Origin of the sequence: Rhizobacter terrae, from assembly GCF_003852895.1 — a bacterium.
Lineage (GTDB): Bacteria > Pseudomonadota > Gammaproteobacteria > Burkholderiales > Burkholderiaceae_C > Albitalea > Albitalea terrae.
Map to the genome: position 1 here is coordinate 12045 of NZ_QUSW01000013.1, position 18986 is coordinate 31030.

Below are 18986 nucleotides of genomic sequence, written 5' to 3' on the forward strand. Positions count from 1 at the left end.
AATTGGTTTCAAAAAGATAATGCCAATGTATTACCAGTTTAACGTGATCCGCTGGCTTGTGGTAGTTTTCCCCTCGAAGAAGGGGGCGGGCAGCCGTCATGATCTCGGGGTGAATTCGAATACCAGTTCAATACAAGAGCCGGGTGGACGGGAGGTCATCGCGCTCGATGTCGGAGGCACGCGCAGCCGGGCGGCGCTGGTGCGCGGGGGCGAGATCGTGTGGCGCGCTGACGCGTCCACGCCGGCCCAGGCCGGCCCCCAAGCCATGACGGACGCGATGGCCGCGCTCATCCATCCGCTGGCCGGCCAACCGGCCTGCATCGGTGTCGCGATCGCTGGCCAGGTGGTGAATGGCTGCGTGACCGCGCACAACGCCGGTTTGCTCCGAAGCTGGACCGACTTCCCTCTGACGCGAGCCCTGTCCGAACGCACGGGCCGGCAGGTGCGCGTGCTCAACGATGCACGCGCCGCCGCCTGGGCGGAGCACCTGCGCGGCGCGGGCCGGGGCTGCTCCGAATTCCTGTTCGTCACCGTGTCCACCGGCGTGGGCGCCGGCCTGGTCCTCGATGGGCGCCTGCACCTCGCGGCCAACGGCATGGACGCCGAACTCGGCGAAGCGCTCGCGGCCGACGGCCAGACGCTGGAGGCCATCGCCAGCGGCACGGCGATGGGTGAACAGGCCGTGCGCCTGGGCCACCGCGATGCCCGCGCGCTCTTCGACGCGGCCGATGCCGGCGATGCCGGCGCGGAGCGGGTCGTGCGCGACGGCATCCGCGCCCTGGCCCTCAAGCTGGCCGACTTGAGCGTCATGCTGGGCATCCAGCGCACGGCAGTCGGCGGCGGTGTCGGCCTGCGGCCAGGCTACGTCGAGCGCCTTCGCGAGGAACTTCACCGATTGCCGCGCCTGTACCAGCATGAAATCATCCGGGCCGAACTCGGCGCCGATGCGGGCCTGCACGGTGCAGCCGCCCTGGCGCACGGCCCCTGAATCCGCGGCGCGCCCCGCAGAGGACTTGCTGTCTTGCCCACCACTGCCCCGCTTTTCCTGCGCAGCCGATGGCCCTGGTGGGTGGCCTCCCTGGCCTTGACGCTCGGGCTGTTCGTCTCCACCACGCTGGGCTGGCTCTGGTATGTGGACCAGCGCGAGGCGCAGGCCCGCCGCTCGGCGCTGGACCTGCTGTGGCTGGAGCAGACGGTGCAGCAGAAGCTGCTGCTCAACGAACGCATGCTGGGCAACTGGTCGCACGACATCGTGCCGCCCTCGGATGCCGTGCTGGCCGAGTTCTTCTCGCGCAGCGCCACCCTGGTGAAAGACAACCCCGGCCTGCTGGCGGTGGACGTGCTCGACAAGGACGGCAAGCGCATCGGCGGCGTGCCGCAGTACCGGGAGCGCCCCACGCAATTGCCGCCGGTGAACGACCCGCTCATCGCGGCCGCGCTCACCACCGCCCACACGCTGGGCAAGCCGGCCTACAGCCACGTCATCGAACAGGGGGCGCCGCTGTGGGTGCTGGTGGTGCCCATCGTTGACGACGCCGGCCACCAGGGCTCGGTGCTGGCCGTCTACGACCTCGACCGCCTGCTGGAGCAGGAGGTGCCGTGGTGGTTCGTGCAGCGCTACGACCTGAGCCTGGTGGACCGCAACAACAAGCGCCTGTCGCCGCGCGATGGCGTGCTGCCCGACGCGTCGAGCGAGCTGCACAAGCTCAGCTTCGGCACCGACGACAGCGGCCTCGCGCTGTGGGCCAGCCCGCATGCGCATGGGCAGTCGCAGGCCTTGCTCGCATGGCTCTCGCTCGCGGTGCTCGCCTTTGCGCTGCTCATCATGTGGCTGCTGCGCGTGCTGTACCGATGGCTGCGCGAGCGGCAGGCCGCGCAGCAGGCACTGAGTGAATCGCGCGAGCAGCTGTATGCCGTGCTGGCGGGCCTGGAGGCCGCGGTGTCGGTGAGCGCAGTGAGCGATGGCCGGCTGCTCTTTCGCAACCGCCACCATGAAGCATTGTTCACGCTCCAACCCGAAGGTGACTGCTGCCTCGTGCAATGGCTGAATCCGCCGCTGGATGCGCAGTCGCGTTCTGCCGAGGTGCTGGACCTGGCCAGTACGCGCTGGTACCACGTGGAGCGCCGCGCCACGCAGTGGGTGGACGGTTCCACCGTGCTGCTGGACATCGCCACCGACGTCACCGTGCAGCGCGAGGCGTCCAACACCGCGCGTGAGCGCGACGAGCTGCTGCAGCACACCGCGCGGCTGGCGAGCCTGGCAGAGTTCGCCTCGGGCATCGCGCATGAGCTGAACCAGCCGCTGGCGGCCATCGCCAACTACTCGGCGGTGGCCGACAGCCACCTCTCCAACGACCCGCCGCACCTGGGCAAGGTGGCCGATGCGGTCACGCGCATGGGCGAGGAGGCGCACCGTGCCGGGCAGATCATCCAGAGCCTGCGCAGCTTCATCCAGAAGCGGGCGGTGGAGATGCGCACCTGCTGCGTGATGGACCTGCTGAAGGAACCGCTGGCCCTGCTGGAGCCGCTGGCGCAGCGGCTGCAGGTGCAGATCAAGGTGCAATCCAGCAGTGAGCTCGCGCGCATCGACTGTGACGCGGTGATGATCGAGCAGGTGCTGTTCAACCTCATGCGCAATGCGCTGGAGGCGGTGGCCGGGCGCGGTGCCGCGCCGGGGCAGGATGCGGTCACGGTGCACATCGCCGAGGATGGCGACAGCGTCACCGTGTGCGTTGCCGACCGTGGCTCGGGCATTGCTGATCCGGCCCGGCTGTTCCAGGCCTTCTACACCACCAAGAGCGAAGGCATGGGCCTCGGGCTGGCCATCTGCCGCACGGTGGTGGAAAGCCATGGCGGACGCCTGTGGGCCGAACCCAACCCGGGCGGCGGCGCGCGGCTGTGTTTTCGTTTGCCGGCATCGGTGGTGATGGCGGCATGATTTCCTCGGAGCATTCCTGACATGTCATCGATGCAAGACCAGGCCGCCACGCGAATCGCGATCATCGACGACGACCCGTCCGTCCGGCATTCGCTGGGCATGCTGCTGGAGACGCGCGGGTGGTCGTCGGAATCCTTCGAGCGCGCAGCTGATTTCCTGGACCGGGCCAAGCCGGCAGACTTTCATTGCCTGGTCGTGGACGTGCGCATTCCCGGCATGAGCGGGCTGGAGCTGTTTGAAGAACTGGTGCGACGCCAACGCCGCACGCAGAACTACCTGCCGCCGGTGCTCTTCCTCACCGGGCATGGCGACATTCCGATGGTGGTGCATGCGCTCAAGCAGGGTGCCAGCGACTTCCTGGAAAAGCCCGCCGATCCGCGCACCATGCTGGACGCCGTGGGCAAGGCGTTGGCCGCCGACAGGACGGCCCGTGGCCTGCATGAGTCGCGCGAATCATTGCTGGCCGAGATCGCCGAGCTCACGCCCCGCGAGCGCGAGGTGCTGACGGAGATGGTGGCCGGCTACCTCAGCAAGCAGATCGCGGATCACCTGAACATCAGCACGAAGACGGTGGAGGCGCATCGCCTGCGCATCTGCCACAAGTTCAACGTGCGGACCGGAATGGAACTGGCGGCGAAGCTGAGGGAGATTCCGCCGAGCACGTGGCAGGTGGCAGAGTAGCGGCCAAGAACCACGACCACCTGCAAGCCCATGGGTCTGCTCAATCAGTTCCTTGACCTGATCTTCCCCGGAAGATTCCGCCCCGAGCGCTGGGAGCCCGAGTCGATCGATGACTCAGGGCCGCTCAACACCGACCACGACCTCGCTGAGTTCCTCCTGCTGCAGCCTTCCGTTCAAGCCCTGCTGGGCGAGTGCGGGGTCGATCCGGTTCACGTCCTCGAACGGGTCCGCGCGCGGCCGAGTGAAATTGGCTGGGACTCGCGAGAAGCGCTGCGCGTGATTCTCCACACCGGCACCGGAATGCATCCAGATCGCCACGTGGCCCAGTACCTCATGCTGCTGTGCCTCGGATCCGACTCGGTGCGGCAGGCGCTCACCTTGCCCGGCCATAGCGCAGGCGACGTTCCGTTCAGGCTGGCCCACGGGATCGGGAAGAACGCGGACCCTGGCAGCGAAACCCCAGCGTGGGATCCACGTCGCCTGCGGATCTGGGACGACAACATCTCCCCGATGGAGATGGTGGTGCTTCGGCTGCGCGAAACGTTTGGGCTTGACCAGGAGCAGGCTGTCCAGCTCATGCTGAAGGTCCATCACTCCGGAACGGCTGTCCTGGACGTGCCCGATGGACGATCCTCGGACGAGTTCTGTCGCCATGCCAACCAGCGGTGGCGTGATGCAGGATTGGCGCTGTTCTGCGATCCGGCGCCCATGAATGCAAGTGATCAGGCGTGAGGCATCTGATGCGCCAGCGCCAGGAACAGCCATGCCCCATGCGGCAGCCATTGCTCGCTCCAGCGCCATGAATGCATCGGGTCAGTCTCCCAGGGCATCTTGAAGTCGATGTCTTCCTCGTCCAGCTGGCCCGAGGTGATGCCGTTGCACACGCCCCCCGGTGCATTCCAGTAGCCGGGTTCGTAGCGTGGGTTGTTGTGTCCCTGGCCCTGCATCATGCAGGCGTCGAAGGGGTTGAGGCCGAAGATCCAGTCCAGCGCGCCCTGGGCGTACTGCTGCAGGTCGGCGTGCAGGCGTTCCGATGACGCCACGTGCCGCGACGCCCATTGCGCTGCCACGGCCAGCGAGGCGAGCCGGGCGTTCTCGCCCTGCCACCAGTAGCCGCTCTCGTTCTCGTGCGGAATGAAGAACTGCACGCGGCCTTCACGCCCGGGCATCTTCACGAACTGGCGCGGGTAGCGCAGCGGGTTGTCGTCGCCTTGCGTGGTGTGTTCGATCTCGCGGTGCAGGCCGAGGCGAACGGCGTGCAGCACCCGTGCCGCATCGGCCGAGTCGGTGAAGATGTCGAGGAAGCGCAGCATGGCGACGAAGGGCAGGCCCGCTTCGGCGGCGTGGAAGTAGCTGCGGGTCTTCGCGTCGTCGGCCCAGAACCAGCCTTCGGCATGCTGCCGCGACATCAGCCGTCGGACACGCGCCTGTGCAGCCTGCCGGTACTCGTCGCTGCCGGTCGCGGCGAAGAGCTCGGTGGCGGCCAGAAGCGCGCAGTAGTCGTCGATGATGTTCTCCTGGCCATCGTCCAGGTAGCGCGTGTTGGTCGCCTGGAGGTGCGCGAACCCGAGCCGCGCAGCTTCGAGGTAGGCCTCGCGCGGATGCTCGCCGTCGCGCGGCAGCCCGCTGGCGCGCGCCAGCGCCGCGATGGCGCTGCCGCCGCCCTGGCGGAACCCGGCCTGGTAGGTCTCGAACAGGTGCCCTTTCTGCGTGGTGTAGCTGCAGATCTTGCGCTGGCCGACATCCTTGCTCCAGCGGTCGAACACCGTCATGTAGAAGTAGCCGGCGGGGTGCTGCATGCGCAGGAGGAAGTCCGCGCCGTGAAGTGCCTCGTCCACCATGCGGTCGTCCAGCCACAGCGGTGCCTGGGGTGCCTTGGCCCGGCCTTCGATGAGGTTCCACACCACCTGCGGTGTCTGCTGCGGATTCATGAAGTTGGCGTAGGACAGGTGCGACAGGTACTTGGAGGTGTCGCCCGAAGCGTCGTACCAGCCGCCATGCACATCCACCCGCTCGCCGCTGCCGAGGATGGGGCAGCGGCGATCGGCCTCGTCGAACACGCCGGTGCAGCGCTGCGACTTGACGTAGTGCAGCAGGTTGGACATGAGCTGCGCATCGATCACGAAGTTGGAGATCGAGAACGGGTGCGATGCCATGGCGGGCCCGGCGCCGTCGATGGCCAGCACGTAGCGCCCCGGCGTCTGCACGGACGAGAAGTCGGCCTCCCAGTAGCGCCAGTCGCGCCAGCGCGCGACGCCGCCGCGCGGACGAAGCCGGCCGGTGAAGACGGGCCGTCCATCGCCCTGCGCAAAGAGCGTGAATGTCTCGCCGGGCGGTGGTGCGCTGGACTGGACGAAGGCGAGCTTGCGGCTGCCGGGCATGTAGCCGAGGTGGTTGTGCAGGATCTTCAATCGGTCCTCACTGGATGCGCGGGTACGCCCGGCCGCCGGCATCGAACAGCAGGCAGTGCCGGGGCGCCAGGTGCAGGCGGATCTTGTCGCCGGTCCGCAGTGCACCCGCCGGACCGGCGAGTTTGGCGCACAGCGTCTGACCGGAGCCGGTCAAGGTGGCATAGGCCAGTTGGTGGTCGCCCAGGTATTCGACCAGGTCCAGGCGCGCGTCGACGGCGCCCGCTGGCGTGATGTCGTTGGCCAGGCCGACACTCAGGTGCTCGGGTCGGATTCCCAGCGTCACGTCGGTGCCCGCGGCATCGCGGCTCGCGTCCACCTCGGCTTGCACTACACCGACGCCCGGCAGCTCAACGTCAGCAGTGCCGGCGCCTGCGGATCGCAATCGTCCCCCGAGCAGATTCATCTTCGGCGCGCCGAGGAACCCGGCCACGAACAGGTTGGACGGGTTCTCGTACAGCTGGGCCGGCGTGCCCACCTGCTGCACCACGCCGCCATCGAACACCACGATGCGCTGTGCCAGCGTCATCGCCTCCACCTGGTCGTGCGTCACGTAGACCATGGTCGCGCCCAGCTCCTGGTGAAGCTTGGACAGCTCCACCCGCATGTCCTGGCGCAAGGCCGCGTCCAGGTTCGACAGCGGTTCGTCGAACAGGAACACCCGTGGCTCGCGCACGATGGCCCGGCCGATGGCCACGCGCTGGCGCTGTCCGCCGGAAAGCGTCTTGGGCTTGCGGTCCAGCAGGTGGCTGATCTGCAGGATGGCCGCGGAGCGCTCCACCCGCTGCAGCACCTCCTGCCTGGGCGTGCCGGCCATGCGCAGCGCGAAGGCCATGTTCTCGTACACCGTCATGTGCGGGTAGAGGGCGTAGCTCTGGAACACCATCGCGATGCCGCGCTGCGAGGCGGGCACGTCGATGCAGGACTGCTCGCCGATCAGCAGCTCGCCGTCGCTCGCGTCCTCCAGCCCGGCGATGATGCGCAGCAGCGTGGACTTGCCCGAGCCCGAGGGGCCCACGAAGACGACGAACTCGCCGGCCTCGATGCGCAGGTCCACGCCGTTGATGACCTTGGCATCCGCACCGAAGTCCTTGCGGATGTTCCTGAGAGTGACTGCGCTCATGGTTGGAAGTTGTTCAGCCCTTGACCGCACCGGCGGCCAGGCCCTTGACGAAATAGCGTTGCCCCGCGAAGAAGGCGGTGAGCACCGGCAGCGTGGAGACGGCGCCTGCGGCCATCATCAGGTCGTAGCGGTGCTGGAACTGGCTGATGAACAGGCGGATGCCCACCGGAATCGTCTGCACGTCCGAGGTGCTGGTGAGCACCCAGGCAAAGAAGAGTTCGTCCCAGGCGAGCAGAAAGACGAAGGTGGCCGTGGCGATGATGCCCGGTGCGCTGATGGGCAGCACGATGCGCACGAAGGCGCCGAAGCGGGAGCAGCCATCCATCACCGCCGCGTCTTCCAGCTCGCGAGGAATGGAGACGAAGAACCCGCGCATGATCCAGATGCTGGCCGGTGTGAAGAGGGCGGTGTAGAGGAAGATGAGCCCGTGGTAGGTGTCCAGCATCACCAGGCCGTAGGTCTGCCCGAGGTTGCGGTACAGCATGTACAGCGGCAGGAAGAACAGCATGCCGGGGATCACCTGCGTGACGGTGACCGACATGCTGAAGGCGTTCGATCCGCGAAAGCGAAAGCGCGCCAGCGCATACGCCGCGCAGGCCGCGACGCAAGTGGAGAACAGCGTGGTCAGCGAGCAGACGATGAGGCTGTTCTTGAAGTAGTTGAAGAAATCGACGTTGATCCAGATGTCGCGGTAGTTCTCCCAGCGGAACTCCAGGCCGCCGCTGAGCTGTTCGCCGGCCGCGATGTCGGCGTAGTTGCGCAGCGAGGACAGCAGCATCCACGCGATGGGCAGGAGCGACACCGCGACGATGAGCCAGGTGAGCGCATTCAGCGAGCGCTCTCGCCAGGGGTGCTTAACCATCGCCGGTCATGCTCCGGCGGAAGGCGCGCAGCCACACGCCCACGAAGACGAGCATCAGCGCCATCATCACGAAGCTCACGGCTGCGCCCTGGCCGAAGAGCCAATAGCTGAACGACTGCCGCGTGAGCAGCGGCATGAGCAGGTCGGCCCACTCGCCGGGGAAGCCGGCGCCATTGCCGAACATCATCGACACGATGTTGTACGAGTACACGTTGTCGATGACCTGGAACATCAGCTGGATGACGATGACCGGCTTGAGCAGCGGCAGCGTGATGTGCAGGAACTGCTTCCAGCGGCTCACGCCATCCAGCGTGGCGGCTTCGTACTGGTCTTCGGGAATGGACTGCAGTGCGGCGAGGAAGATGAGCATCATCACCGGCCAGGCCCGCCACACCGTGGGAATGACGATGGCCCAGAAGCTGTTGGCGCCAAGAAGCCAGAACGGCTTCTCGTCCATCAGGTGCAGCCAGTCCACCAGCACCACGTTGACGATGCCCACGTCGCGCTGCCACATGAAGCCCCACAGCGTGCCCACCACGTAGGACGGCACGATCCACGGCAGCAAGAGCAGCGTGCGCGCGATGCTCTTGCCGGGGAAGTCGCGGTTCATCAGCAGGGCCACGGCCAGGCCGATGCCCACGGCCGACAGCGACACCGTGACCGTGTACAGCAGCGTGTTGCGGATGGCATGGCCCAGCCCGGCACGCAGCGGGTTGTCCGCGTCCAGCAGCACCTGCCTGTAGTTGTCCAGGCCGACGAAGGGCGCATCCAGGTACTGGGCCAGCGTGAACTGGTTCAGTTTCAGCAAGGACATGTAGAAGCCCTGCAGGATGGGCGTGAGGTTCACCGCCGCCATCAGCAGCACGGCGGGCAACAGCATCAGGTAGGGGAAGGCGTCGATCCGCTTCTTGCGCACGGTGCGTCCTGCCTGGGCGGGCTGCGACAAGGCCAGCGAGCTCATCGGGCGGAGTACAGGACCTGGTCCGCTTCCTGCGCCGTCGCGTCCATCGCCTGCTTGATGGCCAGCGGCGAGTACTTGCCCTTGAGGCCGCCCACCATGTCGAACATGCTGCCCAGGTTCTTCAGGTAGACCGATTCGAGCGGGCCCCAGCCGGGGATGGACGGGTAGTGCCGGCCATTCTTCACCTGGGCGATGAACTGCGCGTAGTGCGGGTTGGCCATCAGCGCCGGGTCGTTGGCCGAATCCAGCCGCGCGGGCAGCATGCCGCTCATCTTGCTGAACTGCACCTGCGGCTCGCGGCCGGCGAGGTAGGCCAGCAGCTTCCAGGCCTCGGCCTTGTTCTTGGACGACTTCATGATCGCGAGGTCCGAGCCCGAGAAGAAGGTCTGGTTGCCCTTCAACCCGGCGGGGTAGGGCGCGATGGCGAAGTTGCTCGCGGTCACGGTTTCCAACTGGCCACCCTTGGCCTTGGGCGTGGCCATCTGGCGCAGGATCCACGGGCCGGTGAAGATGACCGCGTATTGGCCGTTGAAGAAGCCCGACTCGATCTGGCCGGAGTCCTTCTCCAGCGCGCTCTTGGGCACCAGGCCCTCGGCCGCGAAGCTCGTGTAGTAGACGATGGCCTGCACCGACTCGGTGGAGTTGATGCCCGACTTCTTGCGATCGGCCGTCAGCATGTCGCCGCCTGCGTTCCAGATCCATGGTGCCATGTTGTGCACCACGTTCCAGTCGTTCTTGCCGGGGTAGCCCAGGGCCGCGATCTTCTTGCCGTTGATCTCGGTGCCGTTGACCTTCTGCATCGCCTGCTTGAAGCTGCCCCAGTTGGCGAAGGCATCGCGCGCGTCGATGCCCGCCTTCTTGAACACGTCAGTGCGGTAGAAGGCAGCGCGTGCATCGGCATACCAGGGGATGGCGAAGGTCTTCGTGTCGTCATGGCGGTGGGTGGTGCCCCACATGACCGGGAAGAAGGCCTTGGCGCCGCCGACTTCGTTTTGCTGCGAGTCGCTGAGTTGTTCCAGCGCACCCATCGATGAAATGGCCGGGACCCAGGTGGTGCCCAGCTCCAGCACGTCTGGTCCCTGGCCGGACGCCGCGGCGGCGGTGATCTTGGTCCAGGCCGATTCCCAGTTGAGCACCGTGACGTTCACGCGCAGCGACGGGTTGGCCGCCAGGAAGGGCTTGAGCAGCTCGCGCATGTCCTGCTGCTGCTGTTCGGTGGTGGACATGACCCACAGGTTCAGCTCGGCCGAGCGCGCGGCCGAGGCCCAGCCCAGCGAGGCGGCGAGCAGGCCCGCGGCGAGGATTCTGGCGGCCACTGGTTTCATCGAAGACTTCCCTGGTGCTGCTGATGTCAATGAACACGATTTCAGTGCAAGTCTGCAGTGGGGGCAAGTGAGGGTTCTACCGCGCGGCATGGGTAGATTTACTGCATGCCTCGGGTAACTCTTCGAATGGTCAGTGCCCGCACCCCTGGCTTCCAATGGCACGAGCTTGCCAAGGACCGAGGAGGATCGATGAATCTCAGACCCCACCCCATCGCGGCCGCTGCCGCGATCGTCGTGCTCAACACCATGTTCGCCGCCCAGGCGCAGCAGGAGCCGGCCACGCCTGACGCCAAACCGGCCGAGAGCAAACCGGCCGAGGCCAAGACGCCGCAGAAGCTGGAAACGGTGACCGTCACCGGCATCCGCGCCTCGCGCGAGGCGTCCATCAACCAGAAACGCAATGCGGACTCCATCGTCGAGGTGATCACCGCCGAGGACATCGGCAAGCTGCCCGACAAGAATGTGGCCGATGCGGTGCAGCGCATCCCGGGCGTGAACATCAGCTCCGGTGCGGGCGGCGAAGGCGGTTTCTCGGAGAACGACCGCGTGAGCATCCGCGGCACCAGCGCCAGCCTGACGCAGACGCTCATCAACGGCCATGCGGTGGGCACGGGCGACTGGTTCGTGCTGAACCAGACCGAGGCCGTGGGCCGCAGCGTGAGCTATTCGCTGCTGCCCTCGGAGATCGTGAGCAAGGTCACCGTCTACAAGAGCGCGCAGGCCGACCTGGTGGAAGGCGGCGTGGCCGGTGCGGTGAACATCGAGACGCGCAGCCCGCTGAGCTTCAAGAAGCCGTTCACGGCGGAAGTGTCGGCGCAGATGATCCACTCCACGCTCGCGAAGAAGACCGACCCGCAGCTCAATGCGCTCTTCAACTGGAAGAACGACGCGGGCAATGGCGGCGTGCTGTTTCAGATCTTCTCCGAGACGCGCCATGAGCGGCGCGATGGGCAGGAATTCCTCGGCTATGCGCAGATCGACCCCGCCAGCGCCGCGGCCACGGCCAATCCGGCGCTGGCCAATGTCTGGTATCCGCAGCTCATCAACTCCAGCCTCTTCACGCAAAAGCGCGTGCGCAACGGCGGCGTGCTGGACGTGGAGTTCAAGCCCAACAACGCGCTGACGCTGGATGCGAACGCCTTCTTCTCGCACATGTCCGCGGTGAACTTCGACCACAGCTACCTCGCGAATCCGCAGGCGCTGTTCGACAGCGGCGACGTGCCCACCAACACCATCGTGCGCAACAACACCCTGGTGCAGGCGGACTTCGCCAATGCGCATGGTGCGGCCCCGGGGCTGGTGGACAGCATCGCGCGACCGGGCGCGGCGTCCGAGTCCTGGTATGTGGACTTCAACGGCAAGTACCGGCTGAGCGACAAGGTATTCGTCACTGCCAAGCTGGGCACGACGCGCGGCCTGGGCAACACGCCGGGCGACCTGGGCTATGAGTCCAACCTGCCGACCACCGGTGGGCTGAGCTACAGCATGCACGGCATCGGCAGCCCGACCAAGGTGGCCTTCCCCGGCATCGACACCGCCGACTACCACGCGGCGGACCTCGCCGGGGCATGGTGGGCGGTGGTGAAGGTGGTCGACAAGGAAACCTACGCACAGGCCGATGCCGAGGTGCAGATGGATGGTGGCCTCATCGAGTCCACCAAGTTCGGCGTGCGCTTTGCGGAGCATCACCGCCAGGTGCACTACCCGAACAACGGCGGCTGCGGTTTCGGTGGTCCGAACCCCTGCGGCGCCACTGCCAACTGGGACGGTGCACTCTATCCGTCCAACTTCGGCAGTGGGTTCGGTGCCGGTCCGGGACTCCTGCCGCCGATGTGGATCCAGAACCAGCAGACCATCGAGGACTTCATCCACACCCACGGGGTCACCACCTCCGAGTATTGGCCTGGCCAGTTCTCGGTGAACGAGAAGACGATGGCGGGCTACGCCATGGCCAACCTCGCGGGCGACAGCTGGCGCGGCAACGTCGGCCTGCGCCTGGTGAAGACCAAGCAGCGCGTGAACTACAACGTGCCGGGCGACACCATCCCGTCCACCGACTTCCCGCCGGGCTACACGCCCATCACCGACGAGCGCTCGTACAACGATGCGCTGCCCAGCGCCAACCTGCGCTACGAGCTGACGAAGAACCTGGTCACGCGCGCCTCGGTGGCCCGCACCATGACCCGCGTGGACTACAGCGCGCTGGCCGGGGCCATCACCAGCCTGGACAACATCACGCTGTCGGGCACGGGCGGCAACGTCAACCTGAAGCCGGTGCGCTCGACCAACTACGACGCGACGCTGGAGTGGTACTTCGCGCCCAGGTCGCTGCTGTCCTTCGGCGTGTTCTTCATGGACATGAGTTCCTACGTGGGCTACGGCACGTCCAAGCAGATGCTGCCCAACACGAACCACGCCGGCGCGATCGAGGAATACACCATCACCGCGCCGATCAACGTGAAGGCCAAGAACAAGGGCTTCGAGATCGGCTACCAGCAGGCCTTGCCGGCCGGGTTCGGCATGTCGGCCAACTACACCTACGCACGCGGACACGACTCCGACGGCCAGGCGCTGGTCGGTTCGTCGAAGAACACGTACAACCTCGAAGGCTTCTACGAGAACGAAACGTTCAGTGCGCGCCTGGCCTACACCTACCGCTCCGACTACCTGGTGGGCCTGGACCGTGCCACCACGCAGTACGAGGCCGGGTCTGGCAACCTCGCGGCCACCGTGCAGTACAAGCTGAACGACCGCTTCTCGCTGCAGTTCGATGCGTTGAACCTGAACAATCCGGTGCTGAAGTACTACGGCGACAACAAGGACCAGCCACGCGCCTTCTACAGCAATGGGCGGCAGTTCTTCTTCGGCGTGCGCGCGAGCCTGTGAGCGGATTCAGGGAGGAGCACGCGTCTTGATGGCCAGCCTGTCGATCAACCGCCTGCGCGCGGGGCGGATCCTCGCCATCGACGCATTCCGCGGCATCACCTTCCTGGTGATGATCTTCGTCAACGAACTGGGGGGCGTGGGCGGCATCTCGCGCTGGTTGAAGCACATGCCCGCCGATGCGGATGCGATGAGCTTTCCGGACGTGGTGTTCCCTGCGTTCCTGTTCATCGTGGGCATGTCGATTCCCTTTGCCGTCCAGGCCCGGCTGGCGAAGGGCGACGGGCCCTGGGGCGTGCAATGGCACATCCTGTACCGCGCCTTTGCGCTCATCGTGCTGGGCTTCTTCATGGTGAACGCGGAGGAGGGTTTCAACGCGGCGTTGATGCCCTTGTCCATCCATGCCTGGTCGCTGCTGTTCTACCTGGCGGTGTTCCTGGTGTGGGGCGTGTTGCGCTTCGAGCACGTGGTGCTCATGCGTGCCGCGCGGCTGATCGGCATTGCGCTCATCGTGGTGCTGGCCTTGCTGTATCGTGGCGGGCCGGACGGCCATGAATGGATGACGCCGCAGTGGTGGGGCATCCTCGGGCTGATCGGCTGGGCCTATTTCTACTCGAGCGAGTTCTACCTGCTGTCGCGCGGCCGGCTGGTCCCCGTGCTGGCCTCGCTGGTGTTCTGCGTGGGCTACTACGCCGCGGCACACAGCGGTGGGCTCGCTTCCTCCATGGCCTGGTTCTACAGCCAGGAGCCGCACGCGGCACATTCGCAGATCGTGCTGGCCGGGGTGGCCTGCACGCTGATCTTCTTCGATGCCACGAGGCCCGATTCCAACCGCAGGCGCTTCATCGAGGCCTTTGCCTTCGCGTTGGTGCTGGCGGTTGCTGCCTTCCTGCTGCGGCCCTACTTCAAGATTTCCAAGATCTACGCCACGCCGAGCTGGTGCCTGTATTGCGCGGCGATCTGCGTCGTGGTGTTCGCGTTGCTGTACTGGGTCGTGGACATCCGCGGCCGCGACGGCTGGACGCGGCTCATCGATCCGGCGGCATCCAACCCGCTGGTGACCTACCTGCTGCCCTTCATCGTGCTGTCGGTGATGACGCTCGCAGGCCTGGACACGCCCGAGGTGCTGCACTCGGGCTGGCCGGGCATCCTCTGGGCGGCATCCTATGCCTGCCTCATCGTCGGGCTGGTCGCGCTGCTCTCGCGCCGCGGCGTGGCGCTGAAGATCTGAAGGGCCTGCATTCAGTGCTGGCAGGCCCTAACCGCCCGCGTTCAGCTCGGCGATGAAGTCGTACATGTCGCCTCGGTAGAACGACTGCGACAGCTCGATCGCCCGGCCGTCGCGCAGGTAGCCCAGGCGTTCCACCAGCAGGCCGGCATCGCCGGTCTTGGCTTCCAGCAGCTTGGCCTGCTCGCTGTTGAGCAACAGCGCGCGCAGGCGTTGCAGGGCGCGCACCGGGCGGTTGCCCAGCTGTTCCAGCGCGTTGTAGAGCGACTCGCCGATCTCTTCGAGCGGCGGCAGGCAGGAGGCGACGAAGGTGGCGGACTCCACCGCCATCGGGGCGTCGTCGGCAAAGCGCAGGCGGCGGAAGCGGTACACCAGCGTTCCCGGGCTCAGGCCCAGCTTCAGCGCTTCGTCCGGCGTCACCGTGCCCTGCGTGCGGTCCAGCCAGACGCTGTGGGGCGTGCGGCCGCGGGCGCGCATGTCCTCGGAGAAGGACGTGAGCTTGGCGAAGTTCTTCTCCACCCGGCTGCACACGAAGTTCCCCGAACCCTGGCGGCTGACCAGCCAGCCTTCCTGCGCCAGGCCTTCGATGGCCCGTCGCACGGTGATGCGGGACACGGCGAAATCCTCGGCCAGCTGCCGTTCCGACGGGAGTGCGTCGTCAGGCCCCAGCAGGCGCTGCTCGATGGCCTCGCGGATGGCTCTTTGTAGCTGCTGGTAAAGCGGCAGGCTCTGGTTGGGGTCCAGTGGCTTGAGCAGTTGAGCCAAAGAGGTCATCGAGTGGCTCCTTCAGTGGTCTGCCATACCGCTATCAGTGAAAACCATACCACTTCAATACAGCCTTGGTGCGTGCATGCCCCGTTTTCCCTCGTAGAAGCCCGTTTTGGGGCACTGAAACTGGTGTTGTTCTGCCGCTCATTCAGGGCGAAAACGGTCTTGCATTCCGGTCTGATTGGTAGCATAGTGGCATCAAGTGGTAGCGTATTGGTACGCAAAGCTTGGCTAGAGTGGTTCTAGATTTTCTTTTGGGGGGATCTCCGGCGCGCAAACACCGGACAACAGATCCCGCGGGGTAAACGGGCCGGAGAACACGGGGCCCTATTCAACGAGGCAGACACATGAAGATACAACGGACACCCATCGCGTCGGCAGTAGCTCTCCTTCTCGTCAGCGTAGCGATGCCTGTGCTTGCACAGCAAGCCGCCGCGCCGGCGGACGCTGCATCAGCGCCCAAGGCCAAAGCGCCTCAGCAGCTTGAGACCGTGATTGTCACCGGCATTCGCGGCTCGGTGCAGGCGTCGATCAACCAGAAGCGCAATTCGGACTCGATCGTCGAAGTGGTCACGGCCGAAGACATCGGCAAGATGCCCGACAAGAACGTGGCGGACTCGCTGCAGCGCGTGCCTGGCGTCAACATCGCCACCGCCGGCGGCACCGAGGGCGGTTTCGGTGAAAACGACCGGGTGAGCCTGCGCGGCACGCCGTCGGCCCTCACGCTGACGCTCCTGAACGGCCACTCGGTGTCCTCTGGTGACTGGTTCGCCGACAACATCGTCGGCGGTGGCCGCAGCGTCAGCTACTCGTTGCTCCCTTCCGACATCATCAAGCGCGTGACCGTCTACAAGGGCGGCCAGGCTGACGTGCTCGAGGGCGGCGCCACCGGCGTGGTCGACATCGAGACCCGCAAGCCGCTGGAATTCAAGGAAAACCTGTCGGGTTCCGTGTCCCTGGGGGCGGTCAAGTCGTCTCTGTCGGGCAAGACGGACCCGCAGATGAGTGCGCTGATCAACTGGAAGAACCCGGAAAACAACCTCGGCGTGATGCTGCAGGTCTTCGACCAGAAGCGCACCCTGCGCCGTGACGGCCAGGAATTCCTGTGGTGGGACACGCTGGACGCGAACGCGCCGGACATCGTTGCCAAGGAACCTGGCCTGAAGGGCAAGTACATCTCGCTGCTGACCGGCTCGGCCTGGTTCGAGCAGGAGCGTGAGCGCCGCGGCGGCCTGCTGGACGTGCAGTTCAAGGTCAACAACCAGCTGACCTTCGACGTGAACGGCTTCACCTCGCGCCTGAATGCGCCGAACGTGAACCACAACTACATGCAGGTTCCGATCAGCATGCTGTCGAACACCTGGGCGGGCGGCGGCATCGTCCCGACCTACACGGTGTCCGGCAACACGGTGACGTCGATCTCGTTCCCGACCACCTGCCCGATCGCTGATTGCTCGCGCATGAGCTCTGGCGTGCAGGACATCTTTGCTCGTCCGGTCGCTTACGCCGACTCCAAGTTCCTGAACCTGGAAGCCGAGTTCAAGGCATCCGACAAGCTGGTGTTCAACGGCAAGCTCGGGACGACCAAGGGTGTCGGCCATACCGAGAGCGTCGGTTTCGAAATCTGGACGCCGTACTCCGGCGGCAGCTACCAGCTGCACGGCATCGACGGCCCGGCCACGGTCGTGATCCCCGGCTCCAACGTCTACTCCAATGGCGGCGCCAACGGCCACGGCATCAGCACCTTCGGCTCGACGGTCACCTCCACCGACAAGGAAGACTACGCGCAGCTCGACGGCCGCTGGACGACCGAGTGGGCGAACATCCCGACCGTGAAGTTCGGCGTGCGCGCCGCCAACCACTCGCGTTCGCTGGAATTCATCCCGATCCAGCAGAGCCCCTTGGGCAACGAAGCCTCATTCCCGACGAGCTCGCTGATCAACTTCCCGAGCGACTTCGGCAGTGCATTGGGCGGCGGCGTGCTGAGTGGCGCCTGGACCCTGCCGATGTCGGCGGTGGACGCCTGGGCCAAGCAGTACACGACCTTCAGCGGCCACGGTCTGCAGAACGAATTCACCATCAAGGAGCCGACCCAGTCGGGCTACGTGATGGCGGACCTCAGCTCCGACATCGTCTCGGGCAACTTCGGCGTGCGGGTGACTCGCACCCAGGAGAAGGTGGGCCGCAATGAGCCCAATGCCGCGGGCGGGTACGACGCGGTTGTGCACGAGCACACCTACTGGGATGTCCTGCCGAGCGCCAACTTCCGCATCGATCTGGCCAAGGACTTCGTCGGCCGCTTCTCGGTGAGCCGCACCATGGCCCGTCCGGAACTCGGCCAGATGGCTGGCCTGGACCTGCGTGACATCCAGAAGACCGGCACGGTGGGCAACGCCGACCTGACGCCGATCCGCTCGACCAACAGCGACGTGGCGGTGGAGTGGTATTTCGCGCCCAAGTCGATGGTGGCGGTCGACGTGTTCAACATGAACCTGGACTCGTACGTCACCTTCGGCTCCGGCACGGGCGTGTACTACAACCAGTCGGCCAAGGCGTTCACGACGTACAACGTCAGCACGCCGGTGAACACGACTGCCGCTGTCCGCGGCATCGAGTTCTCGTACATCCAGTCGCTGTTTGGTGGCTTTGGCGTGAACGCGAACTACACGTACACCAAGGGGCACGAAACGGGCAAGGCACCGGCATCTGCCTGCGCCACTGTCAACAACTGCGACATGATTGGCCTGTCGAAGAACGTGTACAACCTTGGCGCGTACTTCGAGAACGACAAGTTCAGCGCACGCGTGGCCTACAACTACCGTTCGACCTTCCTGAACGGTGTCGATCGCCGCAGCGCCGTGTATCAGCTGGGCGTGGGCACGGTGTCCGCCGCCGTCAACTACAACCTGACGAAGAACATCGCCTTGTCGCTGGAAGGCAAGGACCTGAACGATCCGCTGCTGCGCTCCTATGCCACCAGCCCGGACCAGCCGCGCGCCTTCTACAAGAACGGCCGCCAGTTCTTCTTCGGTCTTCGCGCCACCATGTAAGGGTGTCGCCACCGCATCTGATTTGAAAGGTGCCGATCTGAAGAGTCCCGTCTGACTCCGGGCGGGTTCTCTTCGGGGGATGTGGGCGGGGCAGCGTGCTGTCCCGCCCTTTTTTCATTTGGGGCCGCTCGCCAACTGCAAATAAACCCTGCTATACTCCCGAGTTCGCCGCGGAGGGGTGCCCGAGTGGCTAAAGGGGGCAGACTGTAAATCTGTTGGCTTACGCCTACGCTGGTTCGAATCCAGCCTCCTCCACCAGGCGAACGTATTTCTGGCTGGCCGCTTCGGCGGCTGGTTGCAAGTGGTAAGCAGTAGTTGAGCGGACATGCGAGGTTGCTGGCGCATGTCCGTTGTCACGAGTGAAGTCGGGGTCGCTCCCGGGTTCCTTTTGTCTCAGCGCGGGTGTAGCTCAATGGTAGAGCTGAAGCCTTCCAAGCTTAAGACGAGGGTTCGATTCCCTTCACCCGCTCCAGCAAGCGTCGACACAGGATTGCGCTCCGAGCAAAGTGCGCAATCCTGTGTCGATGCCCATGTGGCTCAGTGGTAGAGCACTCCCTTGGTAAGGGAGAGGTCACGCGTTCGATCCGCGTCATGGGCACCAAGATTCACTTCCCCAACGGTGGGTTGCTAGGAGCAAGAAATGGCAAAAGGCAAATTTGAACGGACCAAGCCGCACGTGAACGTGGGCACGATTGGCCACGTGGACCACGGCAAGACGACCTTGACGGCGGCGATCACGACGGTGCTGTCGAGCAAGTT

Annotated in this window: 14 protein-coding genes and 3 tRNA genes; 11 read left to right on the top strand and 6 right to left on the bottom strand. The window is 65.5% G+C overall.

Annotated elements, in window-relative coordinates; genetic code table 11:
• Positions 1-109: 109 nt before the first annotated feature.
• Genes DZC73_RS29180 through DZC73_RS29195 form a run of 4 tightly spaced genes read left to right on the top strand, consistent with a single transcriptional unit; the run spans position 110 to position 4351 of the window.
• Positions 110-988: an ROK family protein gene (locus DZC73_RS29180; protein ID WP_198415042.1), complete on the top strand. Its 879-nt coding sequence runs from the start codon at positions 110-112 to the stop codon at positions 986-988.
• Positions 989-1021: 33 nt separating this feature from the next.
• Positions 1022-2938, top strand: a complete 1917-nt coding sequence (locus DZC73_RS29185; protein WP_124543932.1) for a sensor histidine kinase — start codon at positions 1022-1024, stop codon at positions 2936-2938.
• A gap of 21 nt (positions 2939-2959) precedes the next feature.
• Complete coding sequence (locus DZC73_RS29190) at positions 2960-3619, top strand: response regulator transcription factor (protein WP_198415044.1); 660 nt, start codon at positions 2960-2962, stop codon at positions 3617-3619.
• Between the two features lie 30 nt (positions 3620-3649).
• The gene (locus tag DZC73_RS29195; protein ID WP_124543933.1) at positions 3650-4351 is read left to right on the top strand and encodes an ATP-dependent Clp protease adaptor ClpS; all 702 of its coding nucleotides are present in this window, start codon (positions 3650-3652) and stop codon (positions 4349-4351) included.
• Here DZC73_RS29195 and DZC73_RS29200 read toward each other — a convergent pair.
• The 5 genes from DZC73_RS29200 to DZC73_RS29220 are packed head-to-tail and all read right to left on the bottom strand — an operon-like array spanning position 4342 to position 10298.
• Positions 4342-6030, bottom strand: a complete 1689-nt coding sequence (locus DZC73_RS29200; RefSeq protein WP_124543934.1) for a glycoside hydrolase family 9 protein — start codon at positions 6028-6030, stop codon at positions 4342-4344. The genes DZC73_RS29195 and DZC73_RS29200 overlap by 10 nt on opposite strands.
• 7 nt (positions 6031-6037) lie before the next feature.
• Positions 6038-7150 (bottom strand): ABC transporter ATP-binding protein, encoded by a 1113-nt coding sequence (locus tag DZC73_RS29205; RefSeq protein ID WP_124543935.1) that lies wholly within the window; start codon positions 7148-7150, stop codon positions 6038-6040.
• A gap of 13 nt (positions 7151-7163) precedes the next feature.
• On the bottom strand, positions 7164-8012 hold the full coding sequence (locus tag DZC73_RS29210) for a carbohydrate ABC transporter permease (RefSeq protein WP_124543936.1): 849 nt from the start codon (positions 8010-8012) through the stop codon (positions 7164-7166).
• Positions 8005-8973 carry a carbohydrate ABC transporter permease gene (locus tag DZC73_RS29215; RefSeq protein ID WP_124543937.1) on the bottom strand — a complete coding sequence of 323 codons (969 nt, stop codon included), beginning with the start codon at positions 8971-8973 and terminating at the stop codon, positions 8005-8007. Before DZC73_RS29215 ends, DZC73_RS29210 begins: the two co-directional genes overlap by 8 nt.
• Positions 8970-10298 carry a sugar ABC transporter substrate-binding protein gene (locus DZC73_RS29220; protein ID WP_161974805.1) on the bottom strand — a complete coding sequence of 443 codons (1329 nt, stop codon included), beginning with the start codon at positions 10296-10298 and terminating at the stop codon, positions 8970-8972. Before DZC73_RS29220 ends, DZC73_RS29215 begins: the two co-directional genes overlap by 4 nt.
• A 189-nt stretch (positions 10299-10487) precedes the next feature.
• Between DZC73_RS29220 and DZC73_RS29225 the strand changes: the two genes are divergently transcribed.
• Together DZC73_RS29225 and DZC73_RS29230 are read left to right on the top strand one after the other, a co-directional pair.
• Positions 10488-13184: a TonB-dependent receptor gene (locus tag DZC73_RS29225; protein ID WP_124543939.1), complete on the top strand. Its 2697-nt coding sequence runs from the start codon at positions 10488-10490 to the stop codon at positions 13182-13184.
• A gap of 28 nt (positions 13185-13212) precedes the next feature.
• A complete protein-coding gene (locus DZC73_RS29230) occupies positions 13213-14412 on the top strand; it encodes a DUF5009 domain-containing protein (protein WP_161974806.1) in 1200 nt (399 codons plus the stop codon).
• Between the two features lie 27 nt (positions 14413-14439).
• On the opposite strand, the gene DZC73_RS29235 is transcribed toward DZC73_RS29230, so the two are convergent.
• Positions 14440-15183 (bottom strand): GntR family transcriptional regulator, encoded by a 744-nt coding sequence (locus tag DZC73_RS29235; RefSeq protein ID WP_124543941.1) that lies wholly within the window; start codon positions 15181-15183, stop codon positions 14440-14442.
• A gap of 485 nt (positions 15184-15668) precedes the next feature.
• Between DZC73_RS29235 and DZC73_RS29240 the strand changes: the two genes are divergently transcribed.
• From DZC73_RS29240 to DZC73_RS29260, 5 genes are all read left to right on the top strand, one after another.
• Complete coding sequence (locus DZC73_RS29240; RefSeq protein WP_161974807.1) at positions 15669-18227, top strand: TonB-dependent receptor; 2559 nt, start codon at positions 15669-15671, stop codon at positions 18225-18227.
• A gap of 172 nt (positions 18228-18399) precedes the next feature.
• Positions 18400-18485 (top strand) — tRNA-Tyr (locus tag DZC73_RS29245).
• A 140-nt stretch (positions 18486-18625) separates the two neighbouring features.
• Positions 18626-18699 (top strand) — tRNA-Gly (locus DZC73_RS29250).
• 54 nt (positions 18700-18753) lie between these two features.
• A tRNA-Thr gene (locus DZC73_RS29255) sits at positions 18754-18828 on the top strand.
• 39 nt (positions 18829-18867) lie between these two features.
• Positions 18868-18986 (top strand): GTP-binding protein (locus DZC73_RS29260; protein ID WP_231690486.1); only part of this gene is annotated, 119 nt, incomplete at its 3' end.